Annotated in this window: 11 protein-coding genes, 1 pseudogene and 1 riboswitch; all 12 genes and pseudogenes read left to right on the top strand. The window is 32.6% G+C overall.

Features of this window, described 5'->3' with window-relative positions; translation table 11 throughout:
• Positions 1-238 precede the first annotated feature (238 nt).
• The 12 genes and pseudogenes from aceB to ABID96_RS05085 all read left to right on the top strand — a co-directional run bounded on the left by aceB (position 239) and on the right by ABID96_RS05085 (position 16,991).
• Positions 239-1,825 carry a malate synthase A gene (gene aceB, locus ABID96_RS05030; RefSeq protein ID WP_192601096.1) on the top strand — a complete coding sequence of 529 codons (1,587 nt, stop codon included), beginning with the start codon at positions 239-241 and terminating at the stop codon, positions 1,823-1,825.
• Between the two features lie 19 nt (positions 1,826-1,844).
• Positions 1,845-3,134 carry an isocitrate lyase gene (gene aceA / locus ABID96_RS05035; RefSeq protein ID WP_192601097.1) on the top strand — a complete coding sequence of 430 codons (1,290 nt, stop codon included), beginning with the start codon at positions 1,845-1,847 and terminating at the stop codon, positions 3,132-3,134.
• Between the two features lie 243 nt (positions 3,135-3,377).
• Positions 3,378-3,953, top strand: a complete 576-nt coding sequence (locus tag ABID96_RS05040) for a competence protein ComK (protein ID WP_192601098.1) — start codon at positions 3,378-3,380, stop codon at positions 3,951-3,953.
• A gap of 149 nt (positions 3,954-4,102) precedes the next feature.
• Positions 4,103-4,204 (top strand): annotated as a pseudogene (locus ABID96_RS05045) (DUF4825 domain-containing protein); the annotation flags it as partial.
• 477 nt (positions 4,205-4,681) lie between these two features.
• Entirely contained in the window at positions 4,682-5,026 is a 345-nt protein-coding gene (locus ABID96_RS05050; protein WP_192601099.1) for an SdpI family protein, read from the top strand.
• 359 nt (positions 5,027-5,385) lie between these two features.
• The gene (locus tag ABID96_RS05055; protein ID WP_192601100.1) at positions 5,386-5,559 is read left to right on the top strand and encodes a hypothetical protein; all 174 of its coding nucleotides are present in this window, start codon (positions 5,386-5,388) and stop codon (positions 5,557-5,559) included.
• A 202-nt stretch (positions 5,560-5,761) separates the two neighbouring features.
• Positions 5,762-5,861: riboswitch (purine riboswitch) on the top strand.
• Positions 5,862-5,917: 56 nt separating this feature from the next.
• Positions 5,918-7,231 (top strand): amidohydrolase family protein, encoded by a 1,314-nt coding sequence (locus ABID96_RS05060; protein ID WP_192601101.1) that lies wholly within the window; start codon positions 5,918-5,920, stop codon positions 7,229-7,231.
• A gap of 1,256 nt (positions 7,232-8,487) precedes the next feature.
• A complete protein-coding gene (locus tag ABID96_RS05065) occupies positions 8,488-9,129 on the top strand; it encodes a TVP38/TMEM64 family protein (RefSeq protein ID WP_192601102.1) in 642 nt (213 codons plus the stop codon).
• A gap of 31 nt (positions 9,130-9,160) precedes the next feature.
• Positions 9,161-9,712 carry a signal peptidase I gene (gene lepB, locus ABID96_RS05070; protein ID WP_192601103.1) on the top strand — a complete coding sequence of 184 codons (552 nt, stop codon included), beginning with the start codon at positions 9,161-9,163 and terminating at the stop codon, positions 9,710-9,712.
• A gap of 65 nt (positions 9,713-9,777) precedes the next feature.
• Complete coding sequence (gene addB / locus ABID96_RS05075; protein WP_192601104.1) at positions 9,778-13,281, top strand: helicase-exonuclease AddAB subunit AddB; 3,504 nt, start codon at positions 9,778-9,780, stop codon at positions 13,279-13,281.
• Positions 13,274-16,048: a helicase-exonuclease AddAB subunit AddA gene (gene addA / locus ABID96_RS05080; RefSeq protein ID WP_377896703.1), complete on the top strand. Its 2,775-nt coding sequence runs from the start codon at positions 13,274-13,276 to the stop codon at positions 16,046-16,048. Before addB ends, addA begins: the two co-directional genes overlap by 8 nt.
• A complete protein-coding gene (locus ABID96_RS05085; protein ID WP_377896705.1) occupies positions 16,023-16,991 on the top strand; it encodes a PD-(D/E)XK nuclease family protein in 969 nt (322 codons plus the stop codon). The genes addA and ABID96_RS05085 overlap by 26 nt, the downstream gene beginning before the upstream one ends.
• The last annotated feature ends 100 nt before the right edge of the window (positions 16,992-17,091 follow it).

A 17,091-nucleotide genomic window follows, 5' to 3' on the forward strand; every position in this document is an offset into this window, starting at 1 on the left:
AATTTAGTAATGTTTATTACAATGTTAATCCTACATTTGAAATGTTGAGGAAATATAAAGAAGTCAGAATGTTTTGTAAAAAACTGGTAAATAGTTTGTGAACATTCTTTTTTTTCTGATTATTATTGTCGAAAATTCTTTGGAAAAATTTTCTGAATTTAATATCCATTTTGAATAGTCTGTTATATAATAAATCAAGAAAGTAAAAACTGTTATATAACTGAAACGGAGGAAATGTATGACTACTGAGCTATCGGGAATTAAAGTACTTGGTAATCAAGTAGAGAGATCAGCTGACATTTTGACGAATGAAGCACTACGGTTTCTACAGGAGCTACATGAGCATTTTGAAAATCGTAGGCAGAAATTACTTTTAAGTAGAAAAGAGAGAATGAATTTTTTACAAAATGGAGGGAAGCTTTGTTTTTTAGAGGAAACAAAGCATATTCGTGAAAGTGAGTGGACAATTGCGCCATTACCTTCTGATTTACAGGACAGAAGAGTAGAGATTACAGGACCTGTCGATCGAAAAATGATTATAAACGCATTAAACTCAGATGCATTTGTGTTTATGGCTGATTTTGAAGATGCAACTTCACCGACATGGGAAAATATCATTTCAGGTCAAGTTAATTTAAGAGATGCAGTGAACAGAACAATATCACTTGAATCAAAAGGAAAAACCTATTCTTTAAAAGAGAAGCCTGCTGTACTAATTGTCAGACCTAGAGGATGGCATTTAGATGAAAAACACATCACTGTTAATGGTGTCTCAATGTCTGGTAGTTTGGTTGATTTTGGCCTTTATTTTTTCCACAATGCAAATCAGTCAATTGCAAATGGATCTGGCCCATATTTTTATCTACCTAAAATGGAAAGTTATCTAGAGGCTCGACTTTGGAATGATGTGTTTGTATTTGCTCAGGATAAATTAAATATTCCAGGGGGAACGATTAAAGCAACTGTATTAATTGAAACGATTGCTGCATCGTTTGAAATGGAAGAGATTTTATACGAATTAAAAGAACATTCTGCGGGATTTAATTGTGGTAGATGGGACTATATTTTTAGTTTTATTAAAATGATGCGTTATGACAAAACTATGATTCTTCCAGACCGATCTGTTGTCACAATGGAAGTTCCATTTATGCGCGCTTATTCTCAAAAAGTTATTCAAACTTGTCATAAGAGAAATGCACCAGCAATTGGTGGAATGGCAGCGCAGATCCCAATTAAAGATGATGAAGAAAAAAATGAAATTGCATTTGAAAAAGTTAAACGAGATAAAGAACGTGAAGCAAGAGACGGACATGATGGAACTTGGGTAGCACATCCTGGTCTTGTGCCAGTCGCACTAGAACAATTCAATCGCTATATGTCAACACCAAATCAAATTCACAGAAAACGTGAAGATGTAAATGTAACTGAGGCGGATTTAGTCGAGCTACCAAGTGGGGCAATTACGGAACAAGGACTTCGAACAAATATAACAGTTGCCATTCAATATATTGAGGCTTGGTTAAGTGGTCGTGGTGCAGTGCCACTTTACAATTTAATGGAAGATGCTGCGACCGCAGAAATTTCACGTGCTCAGATTTGGCAATGGATCCGTCACGAAAAAGGTGTGTTAGAGGATGGTACAAACATAACACTTGAGTTTGTTGATTTGTTAAAACAAGAAGAAATGATGAAGCTAGAACTTGAGCTTGGCAAAGAACTTTTTGAACGAAAACAATTTAAAAAAGCAATTGAGTTATTTGATGATCTAATTAGCAATGATGAGTTTGCTGACTTTCTAACTTTAAAAGGTTATGAATACCTATAATTCCAAGGAGGAAATGAAAATGACAAATAATCGTGAAAAACGTATTGCAGAATTACAAGAAAGCTGGGAATTTGACTCAAGATGGAATGGTATTACTCGTCCATATTCTGCAGCGGAAGTAATTAAATTAAGAGGTTCTATTGATATAGAGCATACTTTAGCAAGACGTGGTTCTGAAAAACTGTGGAAATTATTAAATGAAGAAAATTATGTAAACGCATTAGGTGCTTTAACAGGAAACCAAGCGATTCAACAAGTGAAAGCTGGATTAAAAGCAATTTATTTAAGTGGTTGGCAGGTAGCTGCTGATGCAAATTTATCTGGTCAAATGTATCCAGACCAAAGTCTATACCCTGCGAACTCAGTACCTGCGGTAGTAAAACGTATCAATCAAGCTTTCCAACGTGCGGATCAGATTCAATATGTTGAAGGTGGAGAAGAATTAGATTATTTTGCACCGATTGTTGCTGATGCGGAAGCTGGTTTTGGTGGACAATTAAATGTATTTGAATTAATGAAAGGCATGATTGAAGCAGGTGCGGCAGGAGTACACTTTGAAGACCAATTATCTTCAGAGAAAAAATGTGGCCACTTAGGTGGAAAAGTTCTATTACCAACTCAAACTGCAATTCGCAATTTAATTTCTGCTAGATTAGCAGCTGATGTTATGGGTGTTCCGACTATCATTGTTGCACGTACTGATGCGGATGCAGCAGATTTAATTACGAGTGATATCGATCCAGTTGATCAACAATTTATTACTGGAGACAGAACTCCTGAAGGATTTTACCGTACGAGAGCGGGATTAGACCAAGCAATTGCTCGCGGTTTAGCATATGCTCCATATGCAGATTTAATTTGGTGTGAAACATCAGAACCGAATTTAGAAGATGCGAAGCGTTTTGCAGATGAAATTCATGCACAATTCCCAGGTAAACTTTTAGCATATAATTGTTCTCCATCATTTAACTGGAAAAAGAAATTAGATGATGAAACAATTGAAACATTCCAACAGCAAATTGCTGAAATGGGCTACAAATTCCAATTCGTAACACTTGCAGGTTTCCATGCACTAAATTTCGGGATGTTTGAATTGGCTCGTAAGTACAAAGAAAGAGGAATGGGAGCGTATTCTGAATTACAACAAGCAGAGTTTGCAAGTGAACAATTCGGTTACACTGCAACACGTCACCAACGTGAAGTTGGTACTGGTTACTTTGATGAAGTTGCTCAAGTAATCTCAGGCGGAACTTCTTCAACTACAGCATTAAAAGGATCTACTGAAGAAGAACAATTTACAGAAAAATAATCAGTAAAAAAAGCCACTTATTTCACATTTAAGTAGAAATAAGTGGCTTTTTTGTTATTAAACTTTAGTAAACTTCGACAATATTGTTAAAGGTTTCACAAAAAAGATTTTCTCCCTTTGAATTATGTTAATATACTTCTAGCAACCTTGTATTTACATAATTTCGACTTAATAATATTGTAATCTTTTATTTCATCGCATGAAGACACTACTATTTTATGAATTTAAAGGAGGAATCAAAGAATGGATCATGTGAAAGGTAAGGTAAAAGTATTAACTGAGTACGAAATTAATAAATCGACTATGGCAATCATACCAGAGTATACAGTTGATTTAGCAGTTGTTTCTAAAATATATGAAACAGATGATAATTTCTATGTATTAATGAAACCAATCGAAATAATTGAAAGAAGCTGCGCTTATTTTGGATCCAGCTACAAAGGCAGGCGTGAAGGAACCAAGCAAATGATATCAATTACGCACAAGCCACCAATTGCCATAAGTGCAATGAATCAAATATTCTTTTTCCCCACATCCTCATCACTAAAAATTGAATGTTCCTGGATTTCCTACAACCACGTCTCGAACTTCAAAGGTGGAAAATACAATCGTTCAATTGTCCAATTTTTTAATGGAGTAGAAATACCTCTAGAAATTTCCCGCGGGTCCTTTGAAAATCAACTTTACAGAACTGCACACTTAAGAGCCATCTACGAAGATCGTTTAAACCCTGAAAACATTCAACAAAAAACATATAAGTTAATCCCAGACAAAGAGATCACTTCCTACTTAAAGGGTGAAATGATACACGAAAAATAGAATTAGAAGATATAAGATAAAAAACTACTTTAAATCAAGTAGTTTTTTTTTTGCAACAAGCAAAATAAGCTCTGTTAAAATCGATTGTTGAGTTTAACTAGTTGTACAATAGGTGAAAATTCCAGTAAAGATATTTTTCATATAAGGGGTCTTATATCGGTAATAACAGTGCGGTAGGAGGTATTATAGATCAATTACCTCATAGAAAAGAATTCAAACAAATGACACTCCAAACTAAAAATGAGGCTTAATGAGATGTTGATTGGCAAATTGCGATTATAGAAATCTTATTCAATTAACGAGGACGTTAATTAACAACTATGGACTGCTTCGGCGGTTCTTTTTAATGCACTTAATGGCAGTTTGGGTGAATAAGACCCTTCATAAAATTTCCAAAAATTAACATTTTTTAGTTTGCTTCGTGGTATGATAGATGAAAAAGTGGTGGATATCTGGAGGTGTTTTTCATTTGAAAACGCACAGTATTTTATTTGTTGTTATATTTTTAATTCATACTATTAATCTCGTTAACGTGACACTTTTTGATGGAGAATGGAACGGAATAGTTTTAATGCTATCTAATATTTTGTTTCTCATTGGCGTGATCTATTATGGCATAGAATTTCGAGCGAATAGAAACCGTAAAGGATAACATACTAACACGCATTAATTGAAGTTCTGTAGGGGTTCATAACAATATTAAGTTAACTTTAATTAGGGGTGATTGAATGGATAATATATCTTCATATTTTATTAGTTTATTAATTCCTTTTATTATGATTATTATTGGATTTGTACATAAAATAAGAGCTCCCAAAAAAATCAATCATTTTTTCGGTTATCGCACATTCCGTTCCATGTCATCACAAAAAGCTTGGGACCATGCTCAAAAATTGTTAAGTTATTATTCAATAAGATTTGGTTTTTGTAATAGTGTGATTTCGTTATTGCTTTTGTATCTTTTACCATATTCTTTAGATGAAATTACGTTAATAAATTTAGGGGTTAGTATGATTTTTTTATTTATTCCAATTTTCTTTATTGAAAACAAATTAAAGAGAAGTTTTCAGTGACTAAACTTAGATTTAAAATTATCTTATGCAACTAACTCACGTGTTAGTTCGTTTATCATGGTTGTTAATAAGATAATTGAAATAGAGAGCTGTTTATTTAAAAAGGAGAAATGAAATGGTTGAAACATATGGTTTAACACTATTATTCATAATAGGTTTAGGAGTTTTAAATTTAAAACTAAAAAATCAGAAATATAGATGATACGACTGTATTTTTTATAGCATTTGGATATCCTTTATCATTTTTATGGAGAATTATTCTTTAAATAACTTATTGAACTAACGAGAGCGTTAGTTACATAACACTTAGGTGCATCAACAATAAAATAGTGACAGTTAATAATAGGAGGAAAATATATATGAAACATTTAATTTCTGCTTTGTATATTATATTTGGTTTATTAATTGTAACTCTTACTTATTTTGAAAATTTTAAAGGTCCTGATATTATTACTGGAATTGGAGTTTTACTAGTTATCATCGGGATACTTTTTAATTCGAAAGAAATAATAAAATTTCATAAGGATAACTAGAGAAAAAGGAACTGATTTTAATAATTCTTAAAGAAAATTGTTACATACGTGACTACTAAGACCATTGCAAATTAGTGGGAATGAATTTGACATGTATTACGTTCAATCATCTTAATTTTTTACTACAATACATGATCAGCTAAATAAATCTGTTAAATTATAGAAAATATTGAACTTTGCTCATTATTCATTTATGATAGGTCATATAAATTCATAAATCGATTGTATAACCTCATTGATATGGTATGAGGGTCTCTACCAGGAACCGTAAAATCCTGATTACGAAAAAAATGTTTTTTAACATTTTTTTCGTAATCAGGATTTTTTTTATTTTATAAAGATTTAGGAGGAATTTAAGATGAAAACAATATATATTAACGCTACTTTTTTTACAATGGATAAGGAAAATCGAATCTTTCCAAACGGTATGATGATTGTACAAAATCAATCAATTATCTATATTGGTGAACGTAATGAAGAACTACTCACAGATGCAGATCAAGTAGTGGATCTTATTGGTAAATGGGTGATGCCTGGTCTAGTGAACACTCATTCGCATATATTAATGACGCTATTACGTGGTATTGGTGATGATATGCTACTAAAACCTTGGCTTGAAACGAAAATATGGCCAATTGAAAAGCAATTCACAACGGAAATTGCATCTGTGAGTGCACAACTGGGCATTTTGGAGATGCTTAAGTCGGGAACAACTACATTCTCAGATATGTTTAATCCTAACGGTATTGATCCTAATGTTGTAATGGAGACCATTGCTGAAACAGGAATCCGTGGAGCATTTTCTTATTCAATTTTTAGTTTCGGTACAGAACAAGAACAAAAAATGAATCTAATAGGTGCTGAGCAGTTTTCTAAGGACTATAAACAATTTGCAGATGGGCGACTAACAACAATGGTAGCACCTCATAGTCCTTATGCATGTAGTCCGGAAGCACTGATTGAAAGTGCTAGAATTGCAAAGGAAAATGAATTAATGATTCACATCCATGTATCAGAAACTGATTATGAAATCTTAGACATTGAAACTCGTTATGGAAATCGACCTGTCGAGCACCTTCGTAGGCTAGGCATATTTGATCAGCTAACAGTGATGGCTCATGGTGTGGTTCTTAACGATGAAGAGAGAGCAATATTAAAGCAATATGATGTACGAGTTGCTCACAATCCAATTAGTAATTTGAAGCTTGGTTCTGGTATTGCGGATGTTGTTAGTCTTTTAGATGCGGGAATTAAAGTAGGAATTGCTACAGACAGCACAGCTTCTAATAACAATCTAGATATGTTTGAGGAAGTTAGAACTGCTGCATTACTACAAAAAGGGATATATAAAGATGCAACTAAATTCTCTGCACAAACTGCATTAACATTGGCTACTAGAGGTGGAGCTGAAGTGATAAGGATGGGACATACAGGCTCTCTTGAAGTAAATAAAAAGGCAGATTTTATTACAATTTATCCTTATAATAAAGAGCATTTACAACCAATAACTGCAGCATATTCACATTTACTTTATTCGGCACGAGGAAGTGATGTATGCGATGTATACATCGATGGAAAGACAATTGTAAAGGATGGTAATTGCTTATCGATTGACGAAGAAAAAGTGATTTTCGAATCGAATCGCCTCCTTAATAATCATATAACTAACTAAAATCAATGGTACGATGTTGTTCACATATACAGCTTAATGTAGTTGCATAAAATCAAGAGTCGCAAATGCGGCTTCTTTTTTTATTGAAGTAACATACAGGATAGGTGAAGAAGGAAAAATTCCCCAAAACCAAAAGACTTATTAGATTGGTATAATTAATAAAAAATACTTCTATAAGTGGTGATACAGTATGAAAAAAGGGTTTATATTTCTTTATTGTGTTTTTATAGTTTTGGAGTTTCAATTAGTCTTGTTTTGCAGTAGGATTGCTTCAAACTATTTCGCTGTTCAAGCTAATATTGATCCCTTGTCAAAAAATGTTTCATTTTTAACATTATTATTTATGCTCTTTGCGGTTCTTGGAATAATAATATGTATTTTACATTTGTTTATTTTTAGAAAGCATTTAAAAAAATAGAATTGTACTGTTGTACTAACGCATGCGCTAGTTGAAGAGGTATTACTAAAAACTGGGGTAAATCAAAGTATGAATTCGAACATGAGATAAAGAGAAGAGAAAAATATATAAGAATTATATAATTTTATATATGATAAATGCATTAATAAATTTTAGTTTGTTTTTAATTGATGGTGAAATTTTTCTGGGGATATGTAGTCTCCAGTTTGTATTATTTACCCTAAATTTTGGTTTACGCAAAAAAGCTTGGGACATATGGATTATAAAATATATGGTTTGGATAAATATTATTGCCCTCATAATTATTTTATTCGCCAAGGGAATTGAACTAATGAAGTAATTTCCTTAAGCAATTTCTAAAGACTGTCTAAATGAAATAGTCTCTTTCAGTTCAATAATCAAAATCTAATTTTAACAGAGCCAAATAAAATACAAATATCAACACAAAAATATAAGAAAGTTTGTACACCATACTTCAAAATAAGGAAAAGATTGAAACGGAAGAATACTCGACTCCTATGGGAGATGCGGGAAAGCTGAGACCCCACAGGAGAAGCCGAGGAGGCTCAGCTCACGCCCCATGGAAAGCGAGTATTCTGGAGTGGAAATCAAGAATTACTTATATTTATTTGACAATAAATTTACACGTAATTCACTCCATTATTTGTAATATTATCCAATAAAAAAAGTAAATAATAAACTGTTAAAGTTATATAAAAATATTTCTACAAAAATAAGCCTTATAATGATTTATTATTATTGAATAAATAGTTATATGTGATAATGTTAACAGTAAGGATACAATTTTGAAAAATGGCTTAAGGAGATTCACATTTAAATGAACGTTTATGATATAAAGTCTTTTTTTACAGAAGAACACTTTCTACATCTTATCGAACAATATAAAGACTATGGTCCGCTAATTGGAATATCAATACCTTTCATAGAAGCAGTATTTCCAATACTTCCTTTAGTCGTTTTTGTTTTTGCAAATGCAGCAGCTTTTGGACCACTATTAGGATTTTTATATTCATGGATAGGATCTTGCTTAGGTTCAATTTTATTATTTTATATTGTTAGGAAATTTGGTCAGAAACGATTTTTTTCATTTATAAATAAACACAAAAAAGTTAAATCATCAATTGGATGGATTGAAAAAAGAGGCTTTGGACCGATCTTCATTATGTTTGCCTTTCCATTTTCACCTTCTTTTTTGATTAATATTGTAGCAGGTTTATCAAGAATGAATATATCTCAATTTCTAATCGCTTTAGTTCTAGGTAAATTTACAATGATTGCCATGATTAGTTACTTAGGAAAAGATTTAACAGCAGTGTTTGATAAACCAATCAAAGCATTGTACATAGGTATTTTTATTTTTGCATTATGGATCGTTGGAAAAGTGATTGAGAAACGCATGAACATCCACGAAAAATCAACTGAGAATCAAGGTATGCCTCAACCGTCTGACGAGCAATAATTTTATTATTTCTCTAAGGGAGCGAGCTACTATGTTAAAAAAACAAGTTTTTGACTGGGGTAAAGCGATAGTTTTAGGAGTTGCAATTGCCTTTATTGTACGTACTTTTTTATTTTCCACTTATGTAGTTGACGGAGAATCAATGATGCCGACTTTAAAGGATGGAAATCTACTGGTCATTAATAAGTTTGGTTACCAACTGGGTGACATTAAACGATTTGATGTAATTGTTTTTCATGCAAATGAAGAAGAGGATTATGTTAAGCGTGTGATTGGCTTGCCTGGAGATTCTATTGAATATAAAAATGATTATCTTTATATCAATAATGAAAAAATGAAAGAACCATATTTAAATGAATATAAAAATGTTTTAAAAGGCGTACCGTTTACTGGTGATTTTAGTTTGAATGAAATTACTGGTAAAACAAAGGTTCCACCTGGATATGTGTTTGTTGAAGGGGATAATCGACCTAAAAGCTATGATAGTCGATTGTTTGGTTTTGTAAAAATTGATAAAATTGTGGGGAAGGTGGATTTACTATATTGGCCACTTTCTAATATGGATACGAACTTTAACAAATAAGCTCCTTAGGGGGCTTTTCTTTATAAGTAAAAATAGAAAATAAATTGAAGGAGGTTTCCTAAGATATGGCATTTCAGTTTATTTTAGGCCGAACAGGTAGTGGGAAGACACATGCAATTATAAATGAAATGATTGAAAGAATGAAAAGTGAACACAGAAATATGATTTTAATTGTTCCTGATCAAATGACGTTTCAGATGGAATATGAGCTTGTTAAAAAACAAGAAAATAAAGCTTTATTAAACTCGCAAGTATTTAGTTTTACACGTTTAGCTTGGAAGGTTTTACAAGAAACTGGTGGGATTAGTCGAATACATATTGGTGAAATAGGGATCTCAATGATCCTCAGAAAAATCATTGAGGAACGAAAAGAAGACTTGAAGATTTTTCATCATGTAGCAGATCAACAAGGATTTTACAAAGAACTATCATCATTAATTGCAGAGTTTAAAGGTTTTCAAGTTTCATCGGAGGACCTAGTTTCAGCCATTGGAAAAATGGAAAATGAGTCTTCGAATGACAAAACATTTATTCAACAAAAAATTAATGATGTTCAAATCGTGTATGAAGCTTTCTCTAACTATATGAAAGATAAGTATCTTGATTCTGAAGATTATTTAAATCTACTAATTCAAGAAATTCCAAAAAGTAACTACGTAAAAGATAGCATCATTTATATCGACGGTTATTATGACTTAGCACCACAAGAGAGAAGTGTAGTAGAAACGTTAATGAATTATTGTCATGATGTTAAGTTTGCATTAACGATTGACAGACCATATGATGATGCATTACCTAACGAATTAGATTTATTCCATAAACCAGCTATTTTGTATCAGCAAATGAAACAAAGTGCATTAAGTAGTCAACAAACAATCGAAGAACCAGTCATCTGTGATCATAATCAAAGAAGTAAAACGAAAGCATTACTTCATCTTGAGGAACATTTCGATAGTAGACCGATTAAAGCCTCTTTTGAAACAGATGGAATCGAAATAATTTCTGCAACAAATAGAAGAGCAGAAGTACAAGCAATTGCCAGAGACATCATCAAAAAAGTACGTGATGAGGGCTACCGATACAAAGATATAGCTATATTTTTAAGAAATGGAGAATCATATTCGCATTTACTATCAACTATTTTCCATACTTATCAAATACCTATTTTTATTGAAGAAAAGCGTTCAATGATCACGCATCCACTTTTTACTTTACTTCAGTCAACATTTGATATTATTCAAAAAAATTGGCGTTACGAAGCAGTATTCAATGCTTATAAAACGGAGTTAATCTACCCGTATGAAAGCAATTCTATCAAAAATAGAGAAAGACTAGATTTGTTTGAAAACTATTGTATTGCATATGGGAAACAAGGTAAAAAATGGACAATAGATGAAGCTTGGCAATATCGAAAATATCGTTCTACAGATGGTATTAACAAAGGTGTTACAAATGAAGAATTAGAATTTGAACAACTAATTAATGAAGAACGTGATTTATTAGTAAAGCCAATTCTTACATTCCAAAGTGAATTAAAGAAAGCTAGCAATGTGAAAGAAATGTGCATAGCTTTATTTCAGTATGTCGAGTCATTAGACATTTCTCGTAAGCTCCAACGATTAAAGGATGAAGCAGAAAATCGCTCAAACTTAATTGAAAGTAAGGATCATGAGCAGGTATGGAAAGGTTTCATCCAACTATTAGATGAATGTGTTGAGTTAATCGGAAACGAAAAGCTGTCTAGAAAAACATTTTTTGAAATTTTACAGACTGGTTTTATATCTCTTCAATTTGCAAATGTACCTGCTTCTTTAGATCAAGTAAATATAGCTAATTTTGATCATTCTCGACTACAGCATGTGAAATGCGCATATTTAATTGGCATTAATGAAGGAATTATTCCAAGAAAAGTAAGTGAAGACGGATTATTAGGGGATGTCGCTAGAGAGTATTTACAATCTTATGGCGTTGAAGTTGCGCCAACTAGTAAGCAGCAACTTTTCGTAGAGAACTTTAATATTTATGTTGGGATGAATCGAGCAAGTCAAAAGCTAATCATCACATATCCACTAACAAGTGACGATGGAAAAGTTCTTGCTCCATCAAGTGTTGTGCAAAAAATAAAATCACTATTTCCAACTATTCGTACTCGTTTTGAGAGCGGTGAGTTATCATTCATTTCAGCTGAAGAACAGCATTCATTTGTCACGAACACTGAAACTGCAATCTCGAATTTGGTATCACAAATCCAAAGCTGGTCAACCAATCTGTTTGAAAAGGATATGGATTTATGGTGGTCACTTTATAATTTACTTCGCAGTCAAGATGAGGTAAAAGAGAATCTTTATAAAGTATTAAACAGTGTTATCTATAGTAATGTTGCACCAGACCTTGGTGAGGAATTAAGCACAGAATTATACGGTGAAGAATTAAAAGGTTCTGTTTCCCGAATTGAACTGTTTCATCAATGCGCTTATGCTCATTTTGCTCGTTATGGTTTACAGCTTCAAGATCGTGAAGTATATAAATTCGAAGCGTTCGATATGGGTCAGTTATTTCATAGTGCGCTAACAATTATTGGTGAGAATTTACTTAAAGAAGGGAAAAGCTGGAGTAATTTAACCAATTCCGAATGTGATGAGCTAGCAGCAAAAGTTGTAGATGAAATATCTCCTAAATTCCAACGTGAGATTTTATTAAGTTCAAATCGTTATTTGTTCTTAAAAAGAAAGATGAAGGACGTTATTTCAAAGGTTTCTTCAATTTTGAGCCAACAAGAAGGCTCGGGTCAATTTATTCCGATTGCACTTGAAGTTCCTTTTGGCGCAGGCAAACAATTAAACTCATATGAACTACCGATAGATCAAAAGAAGAAGATGGTATTGAATGGTCGAATTGACAGGATTGATAAAGCATCTAGTGAAAAAGGAGATTATTTACGAATACTAGATTATAAATCCACTAGTAAAGAATTAAAGCTTTCTGATGTTTATTATGGATTAGCACTACAGTTGCTCACATATCTTGATATAGCTGTTGCGAATTCTACAAATTTACTTGGAAGACCGGCAGATCCTGCAGGTATTTTATATTTCCATGTCCAAAATCCAATTGTAGATGTAGGAAATAAACATGATATAGAAGAAATTCAAACAGAAATATTTAAGAAGTTTAAAATGAACGGTTTATTACTAGCTAATAGAGATAGCAATGTTTTAATGGATGAAGCCTTAATGGAAGATGGTGGCTCTTCAAATATTGTTCCTGTTTCAATTAAAAAAAGTGGTGAATATACAGCAAATAGTAAAACTGTCAATGTAGAACAATATCCGATGATGACAACTTATATAAAGCAAAAGTTTACGAAAGCTGGGGAACAAATTTTTAAAGGATACGTTGAAGCAAACCCTTATCAGCAAAAAGATAAAATTCCTTGTACTTATTGCTCTTTTCAATCAGTTTGTCAGTTTGATCAAAATGTAAAAGGCAATGAATACCGAGTTTTACCTCCTTTAAAAGACGACGATGCATTACAAAAAATGATAGAGGCGGTGAGAGTCGATGAGTAAGGAAGAGACGAAGGCGCACAAGACGAAATGGACAGCTGATCAACAAAAAGCAATTGATAAAGAGGGTTCTGATATACTTGTAGCGGCTGCTGCAGGCTCTGGAAAGACTGCCGTTTTAGTTGAACGAATGATTCAGAAAATAATACGTGATGAAAATCCGATTAATGTTGATGAACTACTCGTTGTTACATTCACAAAAGCAAGTGCGCAAGAAATGAAAGAAAGAATTGGGATCGCATTAGAAAAGCAGTTAGAGCTAAATCCAGGTTCTAATCATTTGCGAAAACAATCTTCTTTATTAAATAAGGCGTCCATTTCAACGATCCATTCATTTTGTACGGAAGTGATTCGATCTAATTATTATTTATTAGAATTAGACCCTAATTTTAGAACTGCTGAAGAAATAGAAATTAAACTTTTAATGGATGAAGTCTTAGAAGAATTATTAGAAGCAGAGTATAGTGATGAATCAAATGATTATTTTTTTGATTTTGTTGATCGATATACGAGTGATCGAGATGACTCAGATTTACCATCATTAATTTTAAAATTGTACAGGCATGCTATTTCTAATCCAAATCCAAGTGAATTCTTACAGTCATTCGTGAATCAATACGATGTAATTGGTAAAGAAGTTGATGAAATTCCTTTTATGGAAGTGTTAAAGAAATATATTCAAGATGATTTAACTACTTGTATAAATGGTTATAAGCAGGCGCTAGAAATAATAAACAGCTCAGATGGGCCAGAAAAGTATGGGGATTTATTTACACAAGAATATTTTGCTTTAGAGTCATTGTTTCATGCTAGTGAATTATCATGGGAGGAAATTCATAAAAGACTTCAAAACATTTCGTTTAATAGACTCCCTACGATAAAGAAAACGGAAGGTGATCAGCGTAAGAAGGAGCTTGCAAAATCTTTCCGAGATAATGCAAAAACTACTATCGAGGATCTAAAAAACAAATTTTTTAGTCGAAGTATCGACGTTCACTTAAAACAAATACATGAGCTCAAGCCTTTGTGTGAGAAGTTAATTTCACTTGTTGAACAATTTATCCACTTATTTAAACAAGCCAAGTTGGAAAATGGGATACTTGATTTCAACGATTTAGAGCATTATGCTTTAGAAATCTTAATGGAGAAAAACGAACAGAATGAACTGATACCTTCTTCTGTTGCGAGGGTTTATCAAGATAAATTTACTGAGGTTTTAGTAGATGAGTACCAAGATACAAACTATGTTCAAGAATCGATTTTAAGGCTAATTACAAGAGGAGTTGGTGCTTCTGGTAATTTATTCATGGTTGGTGATGTTAAACAATCAATTTATCGATTCCGTTTAGCTGAGCCGGAATTGTTTATATCAAAATATAATACTTTTGAAAAAGAACAAAATGGGAATACAGGTTTGCGCATCGATTTATCTAAAAACTTCAGAAGTAGAGCAGAAGTGTTAGATGCGACTAATTTTATCTTTAAACAGATCATGGGCAGAGAACTTGGTGGAATTGAGTATGATGAAGATGCCATGCTAAAACTTGGTGCAACTTACCCAGAATATTCAGATTGTACTTCTGAATTAGTACTATTAACGAAAGAAGATGAAGAGGCCACTCAAGACGAAAATGAAATGATTGTAGAGGAAAAGCTTGAACGAATTGAAGCTAGATATGTTGCAAATCGTATGAAAGAATTAGTAGAAAGTAACTATTTAGTGACGGATAAATCAGGTGTTATGAGACCTGTTAAATATAGTGATATGGCAATTTTAGGACGCTCATTGTCTAATGCTGATTTATATATTGAAGAATGTAAGGCACTTGGAATCCCACTATATGCAGAAAAATCACGCGATTTATTTGAAACGATTGAAGTAGCTGTGTTTATTAATTTATTAAAAATAATCGATAACACAATTCAAGATATTCCTTTAGCATCTGTATTACGTTCGCCGATGGTTGGGTTAACAGAGCGTGACTTAACTAAGATTCGATTAAACGGTAAAGGCTCATTTTATGATGCGTGTCTTGCTTATCTCAATAATGTTGAGAATATGAACCAACCATTAACGAATAAGTTAAACGATTTCTTTCAACAATTGACGAAATGGAAACAACTAGTAAAAAGAGAATCACTTTCAATTTTTATTTGGAAGGTCTTAAAAGAATCAACCTATTTTGATTTCGTTGGTGGACTACCTGGTGGGAAACAAAGACAAGCTAATTTAATTACCATATTTGACCGAGCTAAAGCTTTAGAAGAAACAAATTATAGAAGTTTATTTCAATTTTTACGTTTCTTGGATCGTATGAAGGATAGAGGCGAAGAATTAGACGAAGTACGAATGTTAAGTGAACAAGAAAATATAGTACAAATGATGACGATTCATAAGAGTAAAGGTTTAGAGTTTCCGGTTGTATTTGTTGTGAATACGTCTAAACAGTTTAATATGCAGGATCTATCTGCAAAATTCATTCTACAAAAAGAGTTAGGGCTTGGTATGAATTTTGTTCATCCGATTTATCGTACAACAAATAGTACTTTGCTTAAGGAAACAATTAAGAGAAAAGAACGTGAGGAGCTAATTTCAGAGGAATTACGTATTCTGTATGTTGCGTTAACGCGTGCAAAAGAAAAGTTAATATTAGTCGGTAGAGTAAAAGATGTAGAAAAAACAATTGATCAATGGCGAGAAATTGAGAATTATAAAGAATGGTTATTACCTTTAAATATAATTAGTGGAGCGAAGTGTTATTTGGATTAGGATTGGACCGTCTATTATACGACACGATTCAAGTAATGCGATCCGTACTGAAGATGATTTATGGAATACAACAAATGAGATTCAATTTTATCCATGTAGATGGAGTTATTCAATTGTAAATGCGTCAACTGTTCATGCATTTGAAGGAGAAGAAGAGAAAACTAGTAAAACAGCAGTTTATCAAGCCATTCAAAAGCAAGAAGCCATTGAACTGCAAAGCGATCAATTTAAGGAGATTCTTGAAAGTAATTTAAACTGGAAATATGGCTTCGAACAAGCCACTTTACATCGTCCAAAGCAGTCAGTTACTGAACTAAAAAGAAAAATGCAAGAAGAAGATCCTTATACTCAAGCATATCAATCAACTAAAAGCTTTCCTTTAGAGAGACCTAAATTCATGTCTGAACAGAAAATGAATCAGGCGGAAAAAGGGACAGCTACCCATGCTATCATGCAAAATTTAGATTATCAGTTTGTCTCTACAATTGATGAAATTAAGGAACAGATTAATCAAATGGTATTAAAAGAGTTGATCACAAATGAGCAGGCTGCTGTTGTTAATGGAGCTGATATTTATCAGTTCTGTCAATCAAGACTTGGAATCATTGTTCAAAATGCAACTCAAAAAATGCGTGAAGTGCCTTTTAGCTACGGTGTTTATACAGATGAAATATATAAAGACTGGAAAGAAGAAAAAGAGATTGTACTCGTTCAAGGCATTATAGATTTACTATTAATTGAGGGTGAAGAGGTTATATTAGTAGACTATAAAACGGATCGAACAAAATCTTTTACAAGTGCAGAGGCGTTGAAAACTGAAGCGATAAAACGCTATGGTATTCAATTGGACCTTTATTCTAGAGCAATTGAAGCAAGTATGGATAAAAAAGTAACATCCAAATTTTTATATTTCTTTGATGGTGGACATATCATTGAATTATAAAATGCTGATGCAAATACTAAAGGTCTCTTAGTGGAACTATAAGAAGACAAAATGAAATGGCAACTAATTAATTAGTTGCCATTTTTTTTGATTATTTTAG

The organism is Gottfriedia sp. OAE603, from assembly GCF_040543965.1.
GTDB classification, from domain to species: Bacteria; Bacillota; Bacilli; order Bacillales; family Bacillaceae_G; genus Gottfriedia; species Gottfriedia solisilvae.